Annotated in this window: 20 protein-coding genes; 5 read left to right on the top strand and 15 right to left on the bottom strand. The window is 68.0% G+C overall.

Features of this window, described 5'->3' with window-relative positions; all coding sequences use genetic code 11:
• Window positions 1-2 precede the first annotated feature (2 nt).
• The 10 genes from AC3WL8_RS30930 to AC3WL8_RS30885 form a co-directional block, all read right to left on the bottom strand.
• Entirely contained in the window at window positions 3-1,481 is a 1,479-nt protein-coding gene (locus AC3WL8_RS30930) for an aldehyde dehydrogenase (protein ID WP_211979721.1), read from the bottom strand.
• Between the two features lie 40 nt (window positions 1,482-1,521).
• Window positions 1,522-2,322 carry an aspartate dehydrogenase gene (locus AC3WL8_RS30925; RefSeq protein WP_211979720.1) on the bottom strand — a complete coding sequence of 267 codons (801 nt, stop codon included), beginning with the start codon at window positions 2,320-2,322 and terminating at the stop codon, window positions 1,522-1,524.
• Window positions 2,323-2,334: 12 nt separating this feature from the next.
• On the bottom strand, window positions 2,335-4,050 hold the full coding sequence (locus AC3WL8_RS30920) for a thiamine pyrophosphate-binding protein (protein ID WP_211979719.1): 1,716 nt from the start codon (window positions 4,048-4,050) through the stop codon (window positions 2,335-2,337).
• Window positions 4,043-4,846 carry an SDR family oxidoreductase gene (locus tag AC3WL8_RS30915; protein WP_013952366.1) on the bottom strand — a complete coding sequence of 268 codons (804 nt, stop codon included), beginning with the start codon at window positions 4,844-4,846 and terminating at the stop codon, window positions 4,043-4,045. The genes AC3WL8_RS30920 and AC3WL8_RS30915 overlap by 8 nt, the downstream gene beginning before the upstream one ends.
• Before the next feature lie 5 nt (window positions 4,847-4,851).
• The gene (locus AC3WL8_RS30910) at window positions 4,852-5,706 is read right to left on the bottom strand and encodes an IclR family transcriptional regulator (protein ID WP_041228809.1); all 855 of its coding nucleotides are present in this window, start codon (window positions 5,704-5,706) and stop codon (window positions 4,852-4,854) included.
• Window positions 5,707-5,744: 38 nt separating this feature from the next.
• A complete protein-coding gene (locus AC3WL8_RS30905) occupies window positions 5,745-6,281 on the bottom strand; it encodes a cupin domain-containing protein (RefSeq protein WP_013952364.1) in 537 nt (178 codons plus the stop codon).
• Between the two features lie 34 nt (window positions 6,282-6,315).
• A complete protein-coding gene (locus tag AC3WL8_RS30900; RefSeq protein ID WP_013952363.1) occupies window positions 6,316-7,089 on the bottom strand; it encodes an SDR family oxidoreductase in 774 nt (257 codons plus the stop codon).
• Entirely contained in the window at window positions 7,082-8,143 is a 1,062-nt protein-coding gene (locus AC3WL8_RS30895; RefSeq protein ID WP_013952362.1) for an aromatic ring-hydroxylating dioxygenase subunit alpha, read from the bottom strand. Before AC3WL8_RS30895 ends, AC3WL8_RS30900 begins: the two co-directional genes overlap by 8 nt.
• A 40-nt stretch (window positions 8,144-8,183) precedes the next feature.
• On the bottom strand, window positions 8,184-8,489 hold the full coding sequence (locus AC3WL8_RS30890; protein ID WP_371827369.1) for a recombinase-like helix-turn-helix domain-containing protein: 306 nt from the start codon (window positions 8,487-8,489) through the stop codon (window positions 8,184-8,186).
• A 251-nt stretch (window positions 8,490-8,740) separates the two neighbouring features.
• Window positions 8,741-9,625, bottom strand: coding sequence for an alpha/beta fold hydrolase (locus AC3WL8_RS30885; protein WP_013952360.1), 885 nt, complete (start codon window positions 9,623-9,625; stop codon window positions 8,741-8,743).
• 313 nt (window positions 9,626-9,938) lie between these two features.
• Between AC3WL8_RS30885 and AC3WL8_RS30880 the strand changes: the two genes are divergently transcribed.
• A complete protein-coding gene (locus AC3WL8_RS30880) occupies window positions 9,939-11,033 on the top strand; it encodes a porin (protein WP_492379552.1) in 1,095 nt (364 codons plus the stop codon).
• 112 nt (window positions 11,034-11,145) lie between these two features.
• Window positions 11,146-12,138 (top strand): Bug family tripartite tricarboxylate transporter substrate binding protein, encoded by a 993-nt coding sequence (locus AC3WL8_RS30875; protein WP_013952358.1) that lies wholly within the window; start codon window positions 11,146-11,148, stop codon window positions 12,136-12,138.
• Between the two features lie 85 nt (window positions 12,139-12,223).
• Here AC3WL8_RS30875 and AC3WL8_RS30870 read toward each other — a convergent pair whose 3' ends face one another.
• Together AC3WL8_RS30870 and AC3WL8_RS30865 are read right to left on the bottom strand one after the other, a co-directional pair.
• A complete protein-coding gene (locus tag AC3WL8_RS30870; RefSeq protein WP_153955483.1) occupies window positions 12,224-13,807 on the bottom strand; it encodes a fatty acid--CoA ligase in 1,584 nt (527 codons plus the stop codon).
• Between the two features lie 75 nt (window positions 13,808-13,882).
• Complete coding sequence (locus AC3WL8_RS30865; RefSeq protein ID WP_013952356.1) at window positions 13,883-14,665, bottom strand: SDR family NAD(P)-dependent oxidoreductase; 783 nt, start codon at window positions 14,663-14,665, stop codon at window positions 13,883-13,885.
• A gap of 264 nt (window positions 14,666-14,929) precedes the next feature.
• On the opposite strand from AC3WL8_RS30865, the gene AC3WL8_RS30860 reads away from it, so the two are divergent.
• A complete protein-coding gene (locus AC3WL8_RS30860; protein WP_211979717.1) occupies window positions 14,930-17,299 on the top strand; it encodes a mechanosensitive ion channel family protein in 2,370 nt (789 codons plus the stop codon).
• A 27-nt stretch (window positions 17,300-17,326) separates the two neighbouring features.
• On the opposite strand, the gene AC3WL8_RS30855 is transcribed toward AC3WL8_RS30860, so the two are convergent.
• Window positions 17,327-17,755 (bottom strand): type II toxin-antitoxin system VapC family toxin, encoded by a 429-nt coding sequence (locus AC3WL8_RS30855; RefSeq protein ID WP_211979716.1) that lies wholly within the window; start codon window positions 17,753-17,755, stop codon window positions 17,327-17,329.
• Window positions 17,752-18,006: a FitA-like ribbon-helix-helix domain-containing protein gene (locus tag AC3WL8_RS30850; RefSeq protein ID WP_041228808.1), complete on the bottom strand. Its 255-nt coding sequence runs from the start codon at window positions 18,004-18,006 to the stop codon at window positions 17,752-17,754. Before AC3WL8_RS30850 ends, AC3WL8_RS30855 begins: the two co-directional genes overlap by 4 nt.
• Between AC3WL8_RS30850 and AC3WL8_RS30845 the strand changes: the two genes are divergently transcribed.
• Both AC3WL8_RS30845 and AC3WL8_RS30840 read left to right on the top strand, forming a co-directional pair.
• Window positions 18,005-18,385: a hypothetical protein gene (locus AC3WL8_RS30845; protein ID WP_211979715.1), complete on the top strand. Its 381-nt coding sequence runs from the start codon at window positions 18,005-18,007 to the stop codon at window positions 18,383-18,385. The genes AC3WL8_RS30850 and AC3WL8_RS30845 overlap by 2 nt on opposite strands.
• Window positions 18,386-18,452: 67 nt before the next feature.
• Window positions 18,453-19,649, top strand: a complete 1,197-nt coding sequence (locus AC3WL8_RS30840) for a helix-turn-helix transcriptional regulator (RefSeq protein ID WP_153955480.1) — start codon at window positions 18,453-18,455, stop codon at window positions 19,647-19,649.
• Between the two features lie 24 nt (window positions 19,650-19,673).
• Here AC3WL8_RS30840 and AC3WL8_RS30835 read toward each other — a convergent pair whose 3' ends face one another.
• Complete coding sequence (locus AC3WL8_RS30835) at window positions 19,674-20,564, bottom strand: LysR family transcriptional regulator (protein ID WP_153955479.1); 891 nt, start codon at window positions 20,562-20,564, stop codon at window positions 19,674-19,676.
• Window positions 20,565-20,669 lie beyond the last annotated feature (105 nt).

The following is a 20,669-nucleotide window of genomic DNA, read 5'->3' as shown; positions in this document are numbered from 1 at the left end:
GTTCAGTGGTTGGCCCACGGCAGCGGTTGTTCGTTCAGGCCCCAGTACACGCTCTTCTGCTCCATGTACTGTAGGATGCCAAGCCGTCCCTTCTCGCGGCCCAGGCCACTGTCGCGCCAGCCGCCGAACGGCGTCGCGATCGAGAACTGCTTGTAGGTGTTGATCCACACGTTGCCCGCCTGCACGGCCCGTGCCACGCGCCAGGCGCGTTTGTAGTCACGCGTCCAGATGCCGGCGGCGAGCGCATAGACGCTGTCGTTGGCCTGCGCGATCAGGTCGTCCTCGTCGTCGAACGGGATCGCCACCAGCACCGGCCCGAAGATCTCTTCCTGGCAGATACGGGCGTTGTTATCCAGCCCTTCGATGATGGTCGGCGTGTAGAAATAGCCGTTGGGCAGGCCGGCCACGTCGGGGCGCAGGCCGCCGGTGCGCAGCTGGCCGCCCTCTTCCACGCCGGCGGCGACGTACGACTCGATGCTGTCGCGATGGCGGTCGGTGATCAGCGGGCCCATCTGGGTGCGCTCATCGGCGGGGTCGCCCACGCGCAGGTGCGCGGCGCCCGCGGCCAGGCGGTCGATAAAGGCTTCGTACTGCGAGCGTGCCACGAACAGGCGCGAGCCGGCGATGCACGACTCGCCCGACGAGCTGAAGATTCCGTACAGCACGCCGTTGACCGCATGGTCCAGGTCGGCATCGTCGAACACCATGGTCGGCGACTTGCCGCCCAGTTCCAGCGACACCGGCATCATCTTGTCGGCGGCGATATGGGCGATGTGCTTGCCGGTGGTGGTGCCGCCGGTGAACGACACGCGCCGCACCAGCGGATGCTTGGTGATGGCGTCGCCGATCACCGAGCCCTTGCCCGGCAGCACGCTGACCAGGCCCTTGGGCACGCCGGCCTCTTCGCAGATGCGCGCCAGTTCCAGCGCCATCAGCGGGGTGACTTCAGCGGGCTTGACCACCACGGCGTTGCCCGCGGCCAGCGCCGGCGCCATCTTCTGCGCCTCGCTGGCGATCGGCGAGTTCCACGGCGTGATCGCCGCGACCACGCCCATGGGCTCGTACACGCTCATGGTCAGGCAGTCGCCGCGCTGCGGCGTGATGGTTTCTTCCAGCGTCTCGCAGGCGGCGGCAAAGAACTGGAAGGTGCCGGCGGCACTGGCCACCAGGGCGCGCGTCTCGCTGATCGGCTTGCCGTTGTCCAGGCGCTGGCGCTGGGCCAGTTGCTCGCCCTGGGCGCGGATCAGTTCGGCCACGCGGTACAGGACCGCGGCGCGCTCATGCAGCTTGCGCTGGGCCCAGCCGCTGGTGAGGAAGGCCTGGTGGGCGCCCTGCACCGCTTCTTCCACGTCCGACAGGCTGGCGGCGTTGAGTTCGGCCACCACTTCGCCGGTAGCCGGGTAGCGCGTGCCATAGCGGTCGCCGGTCCCCAGGCGCCATTCGCCCGCGATGCAGATGGGGAGTACTTCTTGCGTCTTCATTGTCGTTGCCTGCTAAGTCTGTAGGGCGTGGCTGCCGGGACTAGATCGATACCGCGTGCGCGCGGTTGCCCAGTGCGCGCACCACGCTGAACACCGTCAGCGCGGAAGTCTTGGGGTTGGCCGCGAGCGGCTTGCCGCGCATGGTCAGCTCGAAGCCGCCGAAAGCGCCTCGCGCCTCCACGTGATGCACGTTCTCCACCGCATGCGGGTCGGCCAGCAGCTTCACCGACGTGCGGTCCAGCCCCAGGCCTGCCAGCGACACAGTGGCGGCCACGTTGGCGTTCTTGGGATACAGGCGCGCCGCGTCGCGTGCCGTGCCTTCGAAGATCACGGTCGCCTCGGTCAGCGCATTCAGGTCGAAGAGCTGCTCGGCCGGCGTGCCGGCCCAGGCGCGAGCCGGCTTGCGGCCGGTGTAGATCACTTCATCCAGCCCGCCGACACGCGCCGCGGCCAGCGCATCGATCGCGCCGATCGCACCCGACAACAGCTGCACCTGCGTGCCGCCGCGGCGCGCCGCCGCTTCCAGCCGCTCGGCCATGCCGGGCTCGGACAGCGCGCCCACCGACACCACCATGCACGGGATGCCGCGCTCCAGCGCCGGCACGATGTGCTCTTCCAGCGCATGGTGGCCGGCACACTCGACCAGCAGGTCGGGACGCTGGTCGTCCAGGTGCGTCGCCACGCGGGCGCCCGGCGCCAGCGCGCAGACCGCGTCGCGTGCCTCGTCCATCGTGTGCTCCGGCACGATCACCATGTCGAACACCACGTCAGGATCGCTCTTGAGCAATTCCATCACGCCGCGGCCGATCGCGCCGCAGCCAACCATGGACACATGCAGCATCTCCGGTCTCCCTCAGGCGGTGACAGTGGTTTGTTCGCGCGCCGGCTCTTCGTTGTCCTTGTTCACCGGGGGGCCGGCAAAGATGGTCTTGAAGGAACCGATCGACAGCATGTCGATTTCAAGCAGGAACGGGCCGGACTCGGCCGTGGCCGCTTCCAGCGCGGCGTCGACCTCGGCCAGGTTGCTCACGCGGGCATGGCGCAGCGACAGCGACTTTGCCAGCGTGGCGTAGTCCGGCGTATGCAGGTCCACGTAGTGGCGGCGGCCGCCGTACTGCGCGTCCTGGATGTTCTTGATCACGCCGTAGCCCTTGTCGTTCATCAGCACGATCACCATGTCGGCGCGTTCCTGCACCGCGGTGGCCAGTTCGCCCAGGTTCAGGATGAAGCCGCCGTCGCCGGCCAGCGTGAACGTCTTCTTGCCCGAAGCGGTCGCCGCAGCACCGATCGCGGCGCCGATGCCCATCGCCAGGCCCTGGCCGATGCCGCCGCCCAGCGCATGCACGCCGGCACGCGAATCGAAGATGCGCAGATGGCGGTTGCCCCAGGTGCTGTTCGACACGGTCACGTCGCGCACCCAGTTGAAGCTGCGGCCGACCGCGCCCTGCAGCGCCTGCACCAGCGCCGAGTACGGGCCCAGGCCGTCGACCAGGCTGTTGACGGCGGTGTCGTGCGCGCGGCGCAGGTCGGCGGCGAAGGCCGGATCGATCTGCATGCGCTTTTCGAGCCGATCCGCCAGGGCGTCCAGCGCCAGCGCGGCGTCGCCGCTGACAAAGTAGTCGCTCAGGTAGCAGCGGCCTTCGGCGGCTGGGTCGGCGTCGATGCGCAGCAGCGGGCGCGGCAGCTTCAGTTCGTACTTCAGGGTTTCATTGCCGCGCAGGCGCGAACCCACCACCAGCATCGCATCGCAGGTCTGGTAGAAGTTTTCGACCGGCTTGTGCAGGTTGAAGGCACCCAGCGAGTGGGGATCGTCTTCCGGCACAATGCCGCGGCCCTGCGTGCTGGTGACCACGCCGAAGCCCAGGTCCAGCAGGCGCTGCACCTGCTTGCTGGCGTGGCGCGCACCGCCGCCCAGCCACAGCAGCGGGCGCTTGGCCTTGACCAGGCGCTCGGCCAGCGCGTCCAGCGCGTGCGCCGACGGCACGTGCTGCGGCACCGGCAGCGGCTGCAGGTCGGCCGGCATGTCGATCAGCGCGGCCTGGATGTCGATGGGGATCTCCACGCTGACCGGGCCGGTCGGCGCCGTCAGCGCGGTCTGCACGGCCAGCTTGATGGTGCTGATGGCGGTGTCGGCACTGCGGATGCGGAAGGCGGCCTTGGACACAGCCTTGAGCATGGTGAGCTGGTCCGGGGCTTCGTGGATGTAGGCGAGGCTCTGGTCCAGGTACGGCGTTTCGATCTGGCCGGTGATGTGCAGCATCGGCGTGCCGGCGGTCAGCGCTTCGACCATGGCGCCGGCGGCGTTGCCCGCGGCGGTGCCGGTGCTGGTCAGGCATACGCCCAGGCCGCCGGTGGTGCGGGCATAGGCGTCGGCCATATTGGTGCCGCCCGCTTCGCCGCGCGCCGGCACGAAGCGGATCTTGCCGCGCTCGCCCATGGCATCGAGGATCGGCATATTGTGGATCGAGATCACGCCGAAGGCGGCCTTGACGCCGCACTGCTCGAGAAACGCCGTGATGGCGCAGCCGACGGTGACCTGCTGTTGTTCGTACTGGTGTTGATTAGGCATGACGGGAGTGTCCTCCGGAGATATCGAAATGGCTGCCCGTGGTGTACGAAGACAACGGCGAGGCAAGGAACAGGATGGCGCGGGCTGCCTCGACCGGCAGGCCCAGGCGGCCAAGGGGAATATGTTTCTGCTGGGCCAGGCGCGCGGTCCATGCGGCCCAGTCCAGGTGGCGGTCTGCTTCGGGGCGCGCCTCGAAGCGGCGGCGCCACTGGCCCGATTCGACCAGCCCGATCAGGATGCCGTTGACCCGGACGCCCTTGGGCGCAAACTCGGTGGCCATCGAGCGCACCAGGTTGAGCACGCCGGCACGCGCGGCGGAGGTCGCCACCATGTGCGGCTCCGGCTGCTGCGCCAGCAGCGAGTTGACGCAGACGATGGCGCCCTGGCCTGACTTCTCCAGTTGCGGCAGGAAGGCGCGCGTCGGGTGGATCACGGAGAAGAACTTGAGCTGCAGCTCTTCCATCCAGGCAGCGTCTTCGGTGTTGGCGAAGGTCGACACCCGACCCTGGCCGGCATTGTTGACCAGCATGTCGACGTTGCCCAGCGTGGCCTGCACGGCAGCGGCAAAGGCGGCGACCTGTTCAGGCTTGAGCACGTCGCAGGTGGCGGCATAGAGCCGGCATCCGGGGAATTTCTCGCGCAACTGCGCCTCGGCGCTGCGCAGGCGGCTCTCGTCGCGGCCGCACATGGCCACGGCGGCACCCGCTTCGAGCAGTAGCTCGACGGTCGCCAGCCCGATGCCGGAGGACCCGCCGGTAACGACGGCAACCTTGCCGCCGAGTTCAATCATGGACATTGTCCTCACTCCCGATACAGATTCACCACCTTGGCGCCGCTGCTGTGCAGCGACGGGCGGTAGTCGAGCAGGCGCGACAGCTCGCCCGCGGTATCCCTGACCTTCTCCACCATCGCATCCAGCTGCGCCGGATCGATATGCGCGGCGGGGATGGTTGCGCCCAGCGCCGCCACCACCTTGCCGGTGCGGTCGCGCACCGGCGCGGCAATGGTCGAAATGCTGGCTTCGAAGAAGCCTTCCTGCAACACGTAGCCTCGCTCGCGGTCGCGCTGGACGATCTCGTGCAGCTCGTCGACCGTGCGCGGCGTGCTCTCGGAGAACACCGCAAGGTGCGTTTCCGGGTACAGCGTGCGCAGCTCCGCCAGCGACAGGTCTTCCAGCAGCACGCGCCCCAGCACCGTGGCATGCGCGGGCAGGCGCGTGCCGACGTTGACCGAGCTGGCAAACGGCCGCGGCGACACCGCCTTGGCCACGTAGACGATCGAACGCCCGTCGCGCACCACCAGGTTGCTGGGGTAGCCGATCTCGTCGCGCAGCCGCTCCAGCAGCGGGCGGCCCAGCTCGGTCAGCTCCAGCGACGCCAGGTATTCAAACCCCAGGCGCAGCACGGCCATGCCCAGCCGGAAATCCCGGCCGCCATCGGCGCGTTCCACAAAGCCCAGCATTTCCAGCGTGGCCAGCAGGCGGAACACGGTCGAGCGCGGCACCTTCAGACGGCGCGCCAGTTCCGCTGCCGACATGGTGCGGTCCTTGCTGCTGAACTCGCTCAGCAGGCGCAGGCCGCGCTCCAGGCCCGGAACGATGTACTTGTCCGGGGTCTCGTTGGCGGCGGGCGTGGCCGGAATGGGGTTGCTGCTCATGGCTTCGGTGGATGCGTGCTGACGGACGTTCGCCGGCATCAGCGCTTGATCTTCGTCAGCGGATGCTCGGGCGGGTAGGTCGGCGTGATCGGCTTCTTGGCACCCAGCATCACGCACATCAGCGCGTCTTCCTCGCCGATGTTGATTTCCTCCCGGTAGACGCCAGGGGGCACCGAGACTAGGTCACGGTCGGTCAGGATGGTCTCGAAGCGCTCGCCGTCCTTTTCCAGGATCAGCTTGACCTTGCCGCGCAGGATAAAGAACACCTCTTCCACATCGGTGTGGATATGCGACGGGCCTTCATGGCCGGCCGGGATGATCATCGTGGAGAAGGTGAAATGCTCGCTCGGCACGGTGTTGGTGTCGGCGGCCACGCCGGTGCCGCCGGTGCCCAGGTAGCGCATCTGCGCGCGGCGGTACTTGGGGTCGTAGTCGGCCTGGAACTTCAGCGCGTCCCAGTCGTACTTGCGCGTGGAGAAGCGCGCCACGCGGCTTTCCATCCACTGGTCGAACGAGGCGTCCTCCGGCTGGTCCCAGGAACGCTTGATGTTTTGTGGTTGAGAAAGATCGCTCATTTGGATTCCTTCTGTTTTCAGTGGATCGGTTGGTTCAATGCATGACAAAGCCGCCGTTGACCGCCAGCGTCTGGCCGGTCACGAAACGGGCGAGGTCGGACAGTGCAAACAGCACCGCGCCGCAAACATCGTCGGGCAGTTGCTCGCGCGTGATCGCGCGCTGCTCGCGGTACAGGTCGTGCCGGTGCTGCGGCACGTATTCGGTGGCTTCCACCAGCGTCAGGCCCGGGGCCACGGCGTTCACCGTGATCTGGTCCTTGCCCAGTTCACGCGCCAGCGACCGGGTCATGCCGATGATGGCGCTCTTGCTCGCCACGTAGGCCAGCAGGTTGGGCGCGCCCCACAGCGGCGTGTCCGAAGCCAGGTTGACGATGGCGCCGCGGCCGCTGGCGCGCAGCGCCGGCAGGCAGGCGGTGGTCATCAGCCAGGTGCCGCGCACGTTGACGTTCATCACGCGGTCCCAGGTGGCGATGTCGATGGTGGCGGCGTCACGGCCGCCGGAATCCGTTACCGCGGCGTTGTTGACCAGGCCGTCGAGCCCGCCCAGCGCCTTGACCGCGGCCTCGGCGCAAGCCTGCACCGAGGCCGGATCGGACAGGTCCAGCGTGACCGGCACCACCTTCAGGCCGCGGGCGCGCAGGGCGTCGGCTTCCTGCTGCAGGCGCTCGGCCAGGATGTCGGCCATGGCCACGGTGGCGCCGGCTTCGGCCAGCGCCTTGACGAAGGCCAGGCCCAGTCCGCGCGCGGCGCCTGTGACCAGCACCTTGCGCCCGGCCAGCAAGGTGTTGTTGGTGTTTGCCTCAGGCATGGCTGGCGGCTCCGGCGGGTTGCAGCATGGCGACGGGCTCGTCGGCCACTTCCTGCTCGGCGCGGCGCTTGAGCAGGCGGCGCACGCGGGTGATGCCGGCGTCGTGCTGGTACAGCATCTCGTGGTCGCGCGCGTTCGGGGCCATCATTTCCAGCACCACGCGGTCCTGCTCCAGCACGTCCCAGTGCAGCTGCTCCAGGCGGTTGCGATACAGGAAGCGCCACACGTCGCGCTCCCAGGCCTGCACGTGGCGGGTACGCCAGAAGAACACCATGCAGTGGTCTTCATCCACCGGCGTGGCCATGCCGACGATGCCGAACGGGCCGCCCGGGCCGACACTGGCGCGGTACGGAATCGCCAGGCGCAGCCACAGCGTGCCGGTCTCGCCAAATTCCACCCAGTCGAAATTGACGCCGCGCTGGCCGGTCTTCTCGAACACCAGGCCATGCTCGGTCTCGCGCACCTGCATCACGGCGGACTTCTCGCCGCTGGCCATCGAGTGCGACACCGCATGCAGGTAGGCACCGTGCATCGGGTCCATCACGTTGTCGATGGCGTAGCGGTAGTTGCAGTCCCAGTGCGCCACGCACAGGAAGTTGCTGTGTTCTTCGCTGACCAGTTCTTCCGGCAGGCGCAGTTCGTCGGGGCTGCCCTCGCCTTGCGGGGCCTGGTCGCCGAACCACAGGAAGATGGCGCCGGCCTTTTCCTGCACCGGGTAGCTGCGCACGCAGGTGCGGCCTTCCAGCGGGCAGCTTTCCACCGCCGGCACGCTCTTGACCTGACCGTCGCCGCCGACCTCGACGCCGTGGTACCAGCAGGCAACGCGGTCGCCCAGGTTCCAGCCCATCGACAGGCGCGCGCCTCGGTGCGGGCAGCGGTCTTCCAGGGCGTGGACCTGGCCTTCGCCGTCGCGCCACAGCACGATGTTCTGGCTCAGGCGGGTGATGCCGATCGGGGCATGGGACACCGCCCACGAGGCGGCGACCGGGTACCAGTAGTTGCGCAGGCCGGTGTTCAGGCGGGCTTCGGTGCGGGCTTGCTTGTTCGATTCCATGGTTTTCTCGCTTCGAGGCTGGACTTGGACTGGGGCGGGCTCAGGCACCCAGCCGGCGCATTTCGGACAGGAAGCGCTCTTCGGTCCAGGGCTGGCCGTCCACGCCCAGGAAACCGGCGTCGTTGAAGGCGCGCACGATGTCCTGCGGGTTCTGCGCGCCGCCTTCGAACGCGGCTTCGAGGGCATCGCCCAGCGCGTTCTCATAGGCGGTCGGTGCGGCGGCGCGGGTCTGCCAGACGATGTTGGCGACCTTGCCGGGTTGCTCGATATGGCCCTTGCCTGCCACGTTGTTCGGCGCCGGACGCTCCCAGGGCACCAGGTTCGGGTTGTACGTGAGGCTTTCCATTGCGCTTTGCTCCATGTCTTGCAGCGGGGGGACCGTGTTCCGCGTGCCGCGTCGACCGGTCTTGCGATCGCCTGGCTACGTTTTACTAATGAAACACTGGTTTAGATATTGAACACAGGTACGACTATAGACAACGCGGCCACAAAAATTGACTGGGGTTAACCCGCGATCGGCACTACGAAATCTGGAAGGGGTGGCGCAAGGTGCGCGCCACCACGTGGGATGCGGCGGCAGGCGCCGCCGCGGTGGCTTCAGGTGATGTCGTCCAGCACCGAGCGGATCAGCCGCGCGGTGGCGGCGGCCTGGTCGATATAGCAGGCGTGGCCGGCATCGGGGATCAGCGAGAACGGCAGACCGAAGCGTTCGGCCAGCGTGCCGCAGGCGGGCGGCGTGGTGACCACGTCATGGCTGCCGCAGGCAATCTGCGTGGGCAAGGCATCGGGGCGCTGCGCCAGGTAGGCGTGGATGTCGTCGCCGCACAGCATCGCCACCGCCTGCCGGTAGCCGTCCGGGTTCAGCCGTTGCATGTTCCAGCGCACCCATGCCTGTGCGCCGGGGTCGGCCTCTTCGCTCAGCAGCCGGGCCGGCCCGCGTTGCGCCAGGCCATCGACGCCCAGGGATTCCAGCGCCTCCAGCCGCTGGCGCGCAACCTCCCTTGCCTGGGCTTCCCTTCCCGCGCCGCCGTAGCCTTGCGCCACGCTGAGCAACAGCAGGCGCGCGGGCAGCTGGCGCGCGTTGGCGACATAGGCCGCCGCCATCAGCGCGCCCAGCGAATGCCCGACGATCAGCGCCGGCTGCACGCCCAGGGCCTGCAGCAGTCCGTCCAGCCGCTGCGCGTAGTCAGATGCCAATGGCCGCGCCTGCGCCAGCGGCGACGAATCGCCATAGCCCGGCGCATCCCAGGCGATCACCCGCGCGTGCGCGGCCAGCAGGCTCGCGCACGGCAGCCACGACGCCGCGCCGGAACTGATGCCGTGCAGCAGCACGACCGCCGGGCCAGTGCCCCCGCCGCAGCGGTAGGCCACGCGCTCGCCGCCCGCGCCCACCTGCACCACGCGCTGGGCAAACCCGCTGTCGAGGGCTTCCAGCAACTGCCGGTCTGGCTCAGTTGGCTTGCGAGGCTGATTTTGTTCCATATATAAAACTTAGGTTTGAGAATAAACTTTTGAAGCATAGGCGTGTCGGGGTCCAACCGGGATGAGGGTTAACGATAGGGAGAGCGAAAACCTGTGCGCAGAGCCGGCGTTAGCCGTCGTGGCGCCGCCTCACTAGGGATAACCCTCCTCACATCTTGTGGAAACTCACGGCTATATTTTGCCTAACGTTTCTTATGTTGTTTGATGTTTCATATATAAAACACAAAAGAGACCGAAACAGCATTCGCGGCCGCCATCCGTAGTGGCAGCGGACAACAAGACGACAAAACGGAAAACGGAAGGAAACTGGTAGATGAAACTTGCACGAATTGCCGCAGGCCTGGCCGCGGCTTTCCCCCTGCTGGCCTCGGCACAATCTTCGGTCACCCTGTACGGGGTCATCGACACGGGCGTCGAGTATGTGAGCAATGTCGGCGCCAACGGCAACGGCCTGGTGCGCATGCCCAACCTGACCGCGACCGTGCCCTCGCGCTGGGGCATCCGCGGCACCGAAGACCTGGGCGGCGGCCTGAAGAGCATCTTCGTGCTGGAGTCGGGCTTCTCGCCGGATTCGGGCACCTCCAATCAGGGCGGCCGCCTGTTCGGGCGCCAGGCTCTGGCCGGGCTGACCAACCAGTACGGGACGCTGTCGTTCGGCCGGCAGTACACCATGCTGTTCTGGGCCACGCTCGACAGCGACGTCCTGGGGCCCAACGTGTACGGCTCGGGCTCGCTCGACAGCTACCTGCCCAATACGCGCGCCGACAACGCGGTGTCGTACAAGGCCAACTTCAACGGCTTCGTGGTGGGCGCCACCTACAGCTTCGGGCGCGACGCGGTCAACGCCGGCCCCAGCCCCTCGGGCACCAACTGCGCCGGCGAGAACGCCGCCGACAAGAAGGCGTGCCGCGAGTGGTCGGCCATGCTCGGCTACGACAACAAGACCTGGGGCGTCACCGCCGCGTATGACTCGCAGCGCGGCGGCCCGGGCGCCTTCGGTGGCCTGACCAACAGCAACCTGACCGACGACCGCCTGTCGCTGGGCGGCTACATGCTGTTCCAGCGCGCCAAGATCGGCGCCGGCTGGATCCGCCGCGACAACGAGGGCAGCCGCACGCCGATCAGCGACCTGTACTACGCCGGCGCGTCCTACGACATCACCCCCGCGGTCAACCTGGCGGGCCAGGTCTACTTCCTGAACTACCACGGCAGCGACAACCAGGCCATGCTCTATACGCTGCGCGCGATGTACAGCTTCAGCAAGCGCACCTCGGTGTACGCCACCGCCGGCTTTATCAACAACGGCGGCCAGCTGGCCATGTCAGTCAGCGGCGGCTCGCCTGGCTCGAACCCGCGCCCGGGCGAGAACCAGTGGGGCTCGATGATCGGCATCAAGCACGTTTTCTGATTTCCTCCGCGCCCCCCGGCGGTACCGTCCGGCGCATGCAACGCGCCGGACGCCAACACAGCCATCGGCCCCGGCCCGTCCGGGCGCCGCGTCTTACAGAGGTCTGAACATCATGAAGTCCGTACGCCGCAAAGTACTCGCCACGCTGGCCGCCGCGACCGCCCTGGTCGCTGCCACCGGCGGCACCGCCCTGGCCCAGGGTGCGTACCCGAACAAGCCCATCACCATCGTTGTGGCCTACCCGGCCGGCGGCGACGTCGACGTGCTGGCGCGCATGTTCGCCGAAAAGCTCGCCCCGCGCCTGAAGCAGTCGGTGGTGGTGGAAAACCGCACCGGCGCCGCCGGCACCATCGGCAGCGCCTACGTGGCGCGCGCCAACCCGGACGGCTACACTCTGCTGCTGGCCCCCAACACCGTCGCCATCGCGCCGCTGGTGCTCAAGGCCGGCGCCGGCGCCAGCTATGACGTGCAGCACGATTTCACGCCCATCAGCCAGATCGGCACGCAGTCGCTGTTCGTGGTCGTCAACAAGGGCACCGGCATCACCAAGGTCAGCGACCTGGTGGCACGCGCCAAGGCCGGCAAGGTGGAAACCTATGCCACGCCCGGCAATGGCTCGCCGATGCACATCATGGGCGAACTGTTCAACAAGTCCGCCGGCATCAAGATCAGCCAGGTGCCCTACCGCGGCCTGGCGCCCGCCATCGTCGACGTGATCGGCGGGCAGGTGCCGGTGACCTACATCACCTACGGCGCGATCTCGCAGTACGTCGGCAACGGCAGCCTGGTGCCGCTGGCGGTGGCGGACCAGAAGCGCTCGCCGTTCGCGCCCAACGTGCCGACGCTGGCCGAGCTGGGCTACAAGGACGTGGAAATCGGCGCCTGGCAGGCCCTGCTCGGGCCCAAGGGCATGCCGGCCGACCTGGTGCGCACGCTCAACACGCACGTCAACGAGATCCTGAAGATGCCCGACGTGGTGGCGCGCATGGCCACCATCGCGGTCACGCCTTCGGGCGGCGAGCCCGCGGTGCTGTCAAAGCTGATCGCAGCCGACACGGCCCGCTATACCAAGGTGGTCAAGGAGTTCGGCATCCAGGCCGACTGAGGCCGGAGCAATGCCGGCAGGCAAAACAAAACCCGCCAGTCACGGCGGGTTTTGCTTTGGTGCTTTGGCTTGCTGCTTGCCAGCGTCAGTTCACCCGCCGGTTCATCCCTTCCCAGAACGGCTCGCGCAGCTTGCGCCGCAGCAGTTTGCCCGATGGGTTGCGCGGCAGCGCTTCGACAAACTCGATGCTCTTGGGCACCTTGAAGCCCGCCAGCCGCTGGCGCGTCCACGCGATGATGCCGGCCTGGTCCGGCGCCTGCCCGGGCTTGAGCACGACGATGGCCTTGACCGCCTCGCCCCACTTCTCGTCGGGCACGCCGATCACCGCCACGTCCGCCACTTGCGGGTGGCCGTAGATCGCGCTTTCAACCTCGGCCGGATAGACGTTCTCGCCGCCGCTGATGATCATGTCCTTGACGCGGTCATGGATGTACAGGTAGCCGTCGGCATCCATGTAGCCCGCGTCGCCGGTGCGCAGCCAGCCTTCGGCGTCGATGGTGCGCGCGGTCTCTTCGGGCTGCTTCCAGTAGCCGGCCATGTTGTGCTGCGAGCGCACCACGAGTTCGCCGACCTCGCCGGGCGCGAGCTGGCGGCCTTCATAGTCGACCACCTTGATCTCCACGCCAGGCAGCGGCTTGCCCGCGGCACGCATGCGCGGCACTTCCTCGGTGGTGTGGTCCTCGGGCGGCAGCGCCACGATGGTGCCGGTGGTCTCGGTCATGCCGTACTGCTGCACGAAGCCGCAGCCGAACACCTCGATGCCCTCGCGCAGCAGCGCCGCCGGAATCGGCGCGGCGCCGTACAGCAGGTACTTCAGGCGCGAGTAGTCCACCTGGCGCGCGCGCGGGTCGCGCAGCACGATCTGCATCGCGGCCGGCACCAGGAACAGCTTGCTGATGCGTTCCTTCTCGATAAAGTCGAGCACCGCGCGCGGATCGAACTCGCGCGCGACCACGCCCTTGGCACCGGACAGCAGGTTGCGCAGGCCCCAGCCGGAGCCGCCGATATGCGCCACCGGCATCGCCACCAGCGAAACATCGTCGGCGACCCAGTGCGACCAGCGCACGTTCTCGCGCTCGCTGACTTCGGTGCCGATGGTCAGGTTGCGGTGCGTGAGCATCGCGCCCTTGGGCCGGCCGGTGGTGCCGGATGTGTACAGCTGCAGCAGCACGTCATGCGCGGCGGGCTGGTGCGCGGGCGGCGTATCCGGCTGCGCGTCGCGCCAGCCGGTGTAGCACTGCCAGTCGCCTTGCTCGGCGCACGGCTCCATCACCACCACCTTGCGCACCATCGGCAGCGCGGGCAGCAGGTTCCGGACCATTGCCGCCGATTCCGCCCCGACGAAGAGCACCACGGCATCGCAATGGCCGAGGATGAACTCCACCTCGGGCGGCGCCAGGCGCCAGCTGGCCGGCGTCATCACCGCGCCGATCTTGGACGCGCCAAGCAGCAGCTCGAAATAGTGGTCGCTGTTCTTGCCGATATAGCCGATGCGCTCGCCGACCCCGGCGCCTTCAGCCAGCAGGGCCTGTGCCACGCGATTGGTGTTCCGCTCGAACCCGGCATAGGTGGTCTGCCGGCCTTCGAACGCATACGCCACCGCCTCGGGCCGCAGGCGCGCGAAGTGGCGTACCGCGTGGGGCAGTGTCGTCAGATAGCTGAAGTCCATCCGCGCCTCCTGATTCTGATAGTGTCCGGACCAGCGGTGCGCGGGCCCGGACACGACGATGTGCTGGCGCTACGCTCAGCGCGGCGCCATGCGGATGGCGCCGTCCAGGCGCACCGACTCGCCGTTGAAATAGCCGTTGCGGCACATCTCGACGGCCAGCGAGGCAAACTCTTCCGGCTGCCCCAAGCGCTTGGGGAACGGCACCGAAGCGGCCAGCGCGGCCTTGACGTTCTCTGCCGCACCCTGCAGCAGCGGCGTATTGAAGATGCCCGGCAAGATGGTGTTGACGCGGATGCCTTCACCCGCCAGGTCTCGCGCGATCGGCAGCGTCATGCCGACCACGCCGGCCTTCGATGCCGAGTACGCGGCCTGGCCCATCTGGCCGTCCTGCGCCGCCACCGACGCGGTATTGACGATCACGCCACGCTCGCCGCCGGCGCTGTCCAGCGTCAGCATGCCCGCGGCCGAGCGTGCGATGCAGCGGAAGGTGCCGATCAGGTTGATCTGGATGATGCGCTCGAAGGCATCGGTCGGGAAATGCTTGATCTGGTCCGGCGCTTCCTTGGAACGCGAGGCGGTCTTGATGGCGTTGCCGGTGCCGGCGCAGTTGACCAGGATGCGTTCCTGGCCGATGGCGGCGCGCGCCTTGGCAAAGCCGGCCTCGACCTCGGCCTCCGAGGTGACGTTGACCTGGCAGAACACGCCGCCCAGTTCACGCGCCAGCGCTTCGCCCTTCTCCACGTTGAGGTCGAACAATGCCACGCGCACGCCCTGCGCTGCCAGCGCACGTGCCGTCGCCGCGCCCAGGCCCGAAGCGCCACCCGTCACCACTGCCGATACCGATGCATTGAGTTCCATATCGTCTTCCCTTGTCTCTTGTTCCTGGCCCGGCCGGATCCAGCGCGGCCCCGCGGTTTGATGAAGCCGGCAGGCGCAAAAATCGCCTGTACCGGAGTGGGGTCGAGATTCGTGGATCGGCCGTTGCAACGCATCGTCCGAAGCGACGAATGAGGATGGCGCGTGCCTGCGGCGCGCTCCGGCACCCGGCGCGACCAATGCGCTACAGTGACGCGATCGACGGCCATTCCGGCGCCGCCCGGCACCGGCAACCGACTACGAACCATGCACAAACCCGAACACCACGCCCCCACCCCTGCGCCCCGCTGGCATGCCGCACTGCGGCCGGTGCTGCGTGCGTTCGCCGTGCTGGCCGCGCTGTTGACGCTGCTGTGCGCCATTCCGGCGCACGCCGCCCCGGCCGGCTCCCTCGCCGCACTGCTGGGCAAGGCGGATAAGCCCGCGGCGCCGGCCAGCGCACCCGCCGCCAGCGTGCCGCTGGCGCAGTCGCTGGACCAGGTGATCGCCACGCTGCAGAACGACGGCGAGCGGCGCGCCCTGGTGGGCCAGCTGCAAACCATGCGCCAGGGGCTGGGTGACTCCGGGGCCGCGCCCGCCTCCGCCGCGGCAGCCCCGGCCGGTGCCTCCGCGCCCGGCCTGATCGGTGCCGTCGCTGAAGTGCTGGACGAAGTCGATACCCATCTGCGCAAGGATCGCGGCCCGTGGCAGTTCTGGCGCTGGCGCACGCGCTTCGCGGGCGAGGAATGGCACGCCGCGCTCACCCACAACGGCGCCCGCACGACGCTGGCCTCGCTGCGTGAATTCGCGCTGGTGCTGGCAGCCTGGGCAGTGAGCGGCGGGGTCTTGTGGGAGATCGGCCACCGCATCCGGCGCCGGCGCGCGCGCAAACCCACGCGCGCCGAGCGCGGCAAGCTGCCCGAACTGCCATCGTGGGTCGACGTCGGCGTCTTCATGCTGCGCCATATCGGGCCCTGGGTGGTGGCATTCGGGCTGACCTCGCTGCTGGCCCAACGCGTATTTGCCCAATCGCCGGCCAGCGTCGCCGCCGTGCTGGTAGCGTATGCAATCGTGGCGGGAGCGATCGCGGCAGCGGTGTGCCAGGTCATCTTCACGCTGTTCCGCAGCGCGCACCGGCAGCTGGCGGTGCGGCAGCTGCTGGCGCGCTCACCGTGGCTGCTGATCTGCACGGGGGCGCTGGCGGCGCTGGGCGACGGCGCCACCGACAGCCGCGTGATCGCCGTGCTCGGCACCAACCTGTGCGCGCTGGTGGCCACCGTGGCCAATATCGCCGCAGCCCTGGGCATCGGCGCGTTCGCGCTGTGTTTCCGCCGGCAGATCGGCCAGCTGATCAGCCAGCGGCCGCTGGCCTTCCGCCAGGCCCACCCGGCCGCGACCGACCTGCTGCGGCTGGCCGGGCAGGCCTGGCACCTGCCGGTGCTGGCGGTGGTAGTGGCATCGGTGGTCGGCACCATCCTGGCCACCGGCCATGCGGATGTGTTCCTGCGCCGCACGGTGGCATCGGTGGCACTGTTCCTCGCCGGGCTGCTGCTGACGATGGTGGCGGGGCACTCGCCCAAGGCCACCGCGCGGCCGCCGCGCATCCGCGACCGCCGCCGCTCGGCCTACCTGCAGCGCTTCGGGCGCTTTGCGCTGGCACTGGTGCGCGTGCTGATCTGGGCGGTCTTCATTGAGATGGTGATGCGCATCTGGGGCACGTCGCTGGTGCGCCTGGCCGAGTCGTCCGCCGCGGGCCGCCATCTCACCGAGACGGTCTTCAGCGTCACCAGCACCGTGCTGCTGGCCTGGCTGGTCTGGCTGCTGATCGACACCGCCATCATGCAATCACTGTCGCCGGCGCACGGGCGCGGCGCGCAGCCCAGCCTGCGGGTCAAGACCATCCTGCCGCTGGTGCGCAACGCCTCGCTCATCGGCCTGCTGGTGATCACGGTGATCGCGGTGCTGGCCAACCTGGGCGTCAATGTGACGCCGCTGCTGGCCGGCGCGGGCGTGGTCGGCCTGGCCATCGGCTTCGGCGCGCAAAGCCTGGTGCAGGATCTGATCACGGGGCTGTTCATCGTGGTCGAGGACTCCATCGCCATCGGCGACTCGATCGAACTGCCGGACCACGCCGGCGTGGTCGAAGCCATGACCATCCGCACGGTCAGGCTGCGCGACGGCCGCGGCGCGCTGCACACGCTGCCGTACAGCCAGATCAAGGCAGTCAAGAACCTGTCGCGCGGCTATGCCTACGCGGTGTTCAACATCGGCATCACCTACCAGAGCGACCTGGACCAGGCGCTGGAGCTGATCCGCACCACCGGCGCCGAACTGGCGCGCGACCATCGCTACGCGCGCAACCTGATGTCTGGGCTGGACATCCTGGGGCTGGACCGTTTCGACCCCAACGGGCCGGTGGTGATGGCACAGTTCAAGACCCGGCCGCTGATGCAGGCCGAGATCACGCGCGCCTTCAATGTGCGGCTCAAGCGCAATTTCGACGCCAGCGGCATCCGCATGGCATCGCCGAGCCTGACGATTCAGGTGGGTGGCGGCGCAGCGCAACTACTGGATCCGGAAAGCGCCAACGAAAAAGCGACCCAGCGGGCGGCTGATCCGACGATTCAGGGACAGTAGCAATGCGGTTGGCGCGGGCGTTCCTCTTCACGACGGAGGCGGCGCCAGCCACGGGTTGAGCACCTGCAGCCCGGCCGCTTCAAAGGGCGACACATCCCGCGTCGCGACTATCATGCCGTTGGCCGCGGCAATCGCGGCGATGTGGCCATCCGGCGTGGGAAGGCCGCGGCCACGGCTTCTGGCGGCAGTGGCGAGTTCCGCATAGTGCCGGGCCGCATTCGTGTCGAACGGCAAGATGCGCCCTTCGAACAGCGTCACCAGGCCGTCCAGCGCAGCGGCCAGCATGGCGCGGCGCCTGCCCGCGGGCAGCGCGCCGATGCCGAACAGCAGTTCGGCCAGCGTCACACTGGACAGGTACAAGGTCTCGGCGGCCTGGTCGTTGAGCCAGCAGCGCACGGAGTCAGCCGGTTCCGGCTTCATGGCCTCGGAAATGACATTCGTATCCAGGACGATCATTCAAACCTCACCGGCTCGGCCGCTGCCTTGTCCTTGCCCTGCTCGATCGCTTCAACGTCCGCATTCGACAAGCCGATCTCGCGGCCAAGCATCGCCAGCGCATCGCCCAGGCGCACGCGCTTCTGCGGCATCACCGCGCTGGCCAGGATCTCACGCACCTCAGCTTCAGTGCTGCGTCCGTTCTGGGCGGCACGGACCCGCAGCGCACGGTGCACGTCGTCGGGCACATTTCTAACGGTCAGGATCGGCATGATCGCCTCCATGGATGCAGTCAATGACTGCATTATTACACCAATGCTGTCACTCAAACAAATGCTGTGGCCTTGCTGGGTCGAACCTGTGGCGCAAGCGCCAACAGATTCGTGGCGCATGTGGAACGTCGCTCACTATTTCAGCGCTGGAAATTTCTTTTCTTCTCGGGTATTACCATCGCGCCGCGACATGATCACGCCCCTGCCCGGCCTGGCGGGGAGTTACGCCGCGCAATCCGGGTTTCCCCCCCCCGATACGGGGGATAAGACAAACAACATTGTTTGGCATGATTGCGGTACGGCGGACATGACGGGACAATGCGCGCCGCCAGCAGCATCCGTATCGGCGCAGTACAGAACGCCAGAACGGAACCGATAACACAAAAAGATGTAGCCACTTGCCGTGGCGCAGAGCAATAGGCGTTTGCCACCGGGGGGATCTGAACATGGGCGAACACCCGACTACGGACGAGGACTTCCATCGTCTGGTCGACTCAATCTACGAGTCCGCGCTGGACGTTGCCGTCATGCCCGCCGCCCTCGACCTCTTTTCCCGTTACACCTGCACAGGCAGCCCGCGTTACCTGATCTGGGACAAGCTTGCCGGCCATGCCCGCCTTGGCGTGACCCCGCACGGCTGCTTCACCAGCGGCGTCAGCATGCCCGACTGGCTGCCCGGTCCGCTCGACCTGCCCCATCCGGGCGCTTGCTGCCCCCCCAATGACGCCCCCGCGCTGGCCTGCGACGGCACGTCCGCGCTGGCGGCGTCGTACGATGGCGGCATGGCGGACGCAGCCACGGCTGCGCTGGCCTGCAGCGGACTGGAACAAGGCATCCGCCTGATTGAGAACGCCGAGGTTTGCGTGCTGATGAGCGGCACCAGCGCGGGCAGCATCAGCACAGGCCAGCGCGAGCGGCGCCTGGCCCACGTGATGCCGCACTGGGTGCGCGCGGCACGGATGCAGCAGCGCAACTTCGAGCTGAGCGGGCTGGCCAGTCTGGGCCTGGCCGGGCTGGATACGTTGGATTTCGGCGTGATGGTGCTGCAGGCGGACCTGCGCGTGCGCTACGCCAACAGCTGGGCCGAGGCGCTGGTGCAGGCCGACGGCCACCTGTCGCTGCAGGGCGGCGTGCTGCGCGCCCACAGCGACACGCTGCAGGCGGTGCTGCGCAAGCTGCTCGACGGTGCCATGCGTGCCCGCGGCACTGAGGCGGCCTCCGGCTCGTGGATGCACATCACCTCGGGCGGACAGCCGGTGCCGATCATCGTCACGCCGCTGGTGTCGCGCCAGCCGGTGGAAGGCCCGTGGCAATTGCCGGCCGCGATGATGCTGTTCGGCAACTCGGAATCGCGCTCGGTGCTGGATGCCGGCGTGCTGACCTCGCTGTTCGGGCTGTCGCGCAAGGAAAGCATTATCGCGATCCGCCTGGCTGCCGGCGAAACCCTCAACGAAATTGCCGAGCGCGAATTTCTCTCGCCCCACACCGTGCGCGTGCATATCCGCGACACGCTGCGCAAGACCGGCACGCATCGCCAGTCGGAATTGGTGCGGCTGCTGCACCTGCTGCCGGGCGTGAACCTGGAGCGCGCCGGCGTGACCCCGCCCGCGCGGCCGCGCACGCCGCGCACGCGCGCCGCCTGAGACGCTGCACCACCCGCCTTCCCATCAGTTCACCGCCGCCTGCGCCGCCGCCAGGAAGCGCTGCACCTGGCGGTCGCCGTCGTCGGGCCGCGCCGCCAGCGCAATGCCGATGCGCCCGGCCGGACGCGGGCTGGACAATGGCAGGAAGCGCACGCGCCGGTTGGCGTAGCGTGCCGCCACGCTCGGCACCAGGGCCACGCCAAGCCCACTCTCGACCAGGCTGACCTGGGTCTGCACCTGCACCGCCTCCTGCGTGACGCGCGGCACAAAGCCCGCCTGCTGGCACAGCAGCATGGCCACCGCGTGCAGATTGGGCACCTGCATCGCCGGATACATGATGAAAGGCTCGTCCGCGAGCGCGCGCAGCGGGATGGCGTCTGCGCTTGCCAGCGGGCTGTCAGCCGGCACCGCCGCGACAAAGACGTCGTTTTCCAGCGGCGTCAGCGAATAGTTGCCGGTGTTCAGGATCGGGAAGCGCACCAGGCCGGCGTCGATCTGGTGCTTTTCCAGGCGGTCCAGAATCGCGGCGGTGGTGGATTCATGCAGGATCAGCTCGATGCCGGGATGCGCCGCGCGGAACGCCGGGATCAGCTTGGGCAGCAGCGCATACGTCGCCGACCCGATAAAGCCGATGCGCAGCGCGCCGCGCTCGCCCTGCCCTGCAGCGATTGCCGCGGCACGTGCCTGTTGTGCATGAAACAGCGCACGGCGCGCATCGTGCAGCGCGGCCTCGCCCGCCTGTGTCAGCCGCACCCCGCGCGAAGTGCGCACGAACAGCGCCGTCCCAAGCTGGTCCTCGAGCTTGCGGATGGAAATGGAAAGCGGCGGCTGCGCCATGTGCAGGCGTTCGGCGGCGCGGTGGAAGTTGCCCGTCTCAGCCAGGGCGACAAACTGCTGCAGCTGGCGGAAGTCCATGGCTCGTTAATATCCTCTGAATATCGATTTCTAAAAAACTAATATTAGACCAGGCCTCGCCTGCTGATCTACCCTGTGCCCCACAGTCAACAAGATCGGAGACAA

It is taken from the genome of Cupriavidus sp. FW305-F7, from assembly GCF_058782875.1.
Note: the sequence above shows the minus strand (reverse complement) of the source record. Positions and strands in the feature narration are given on the sequence as shown.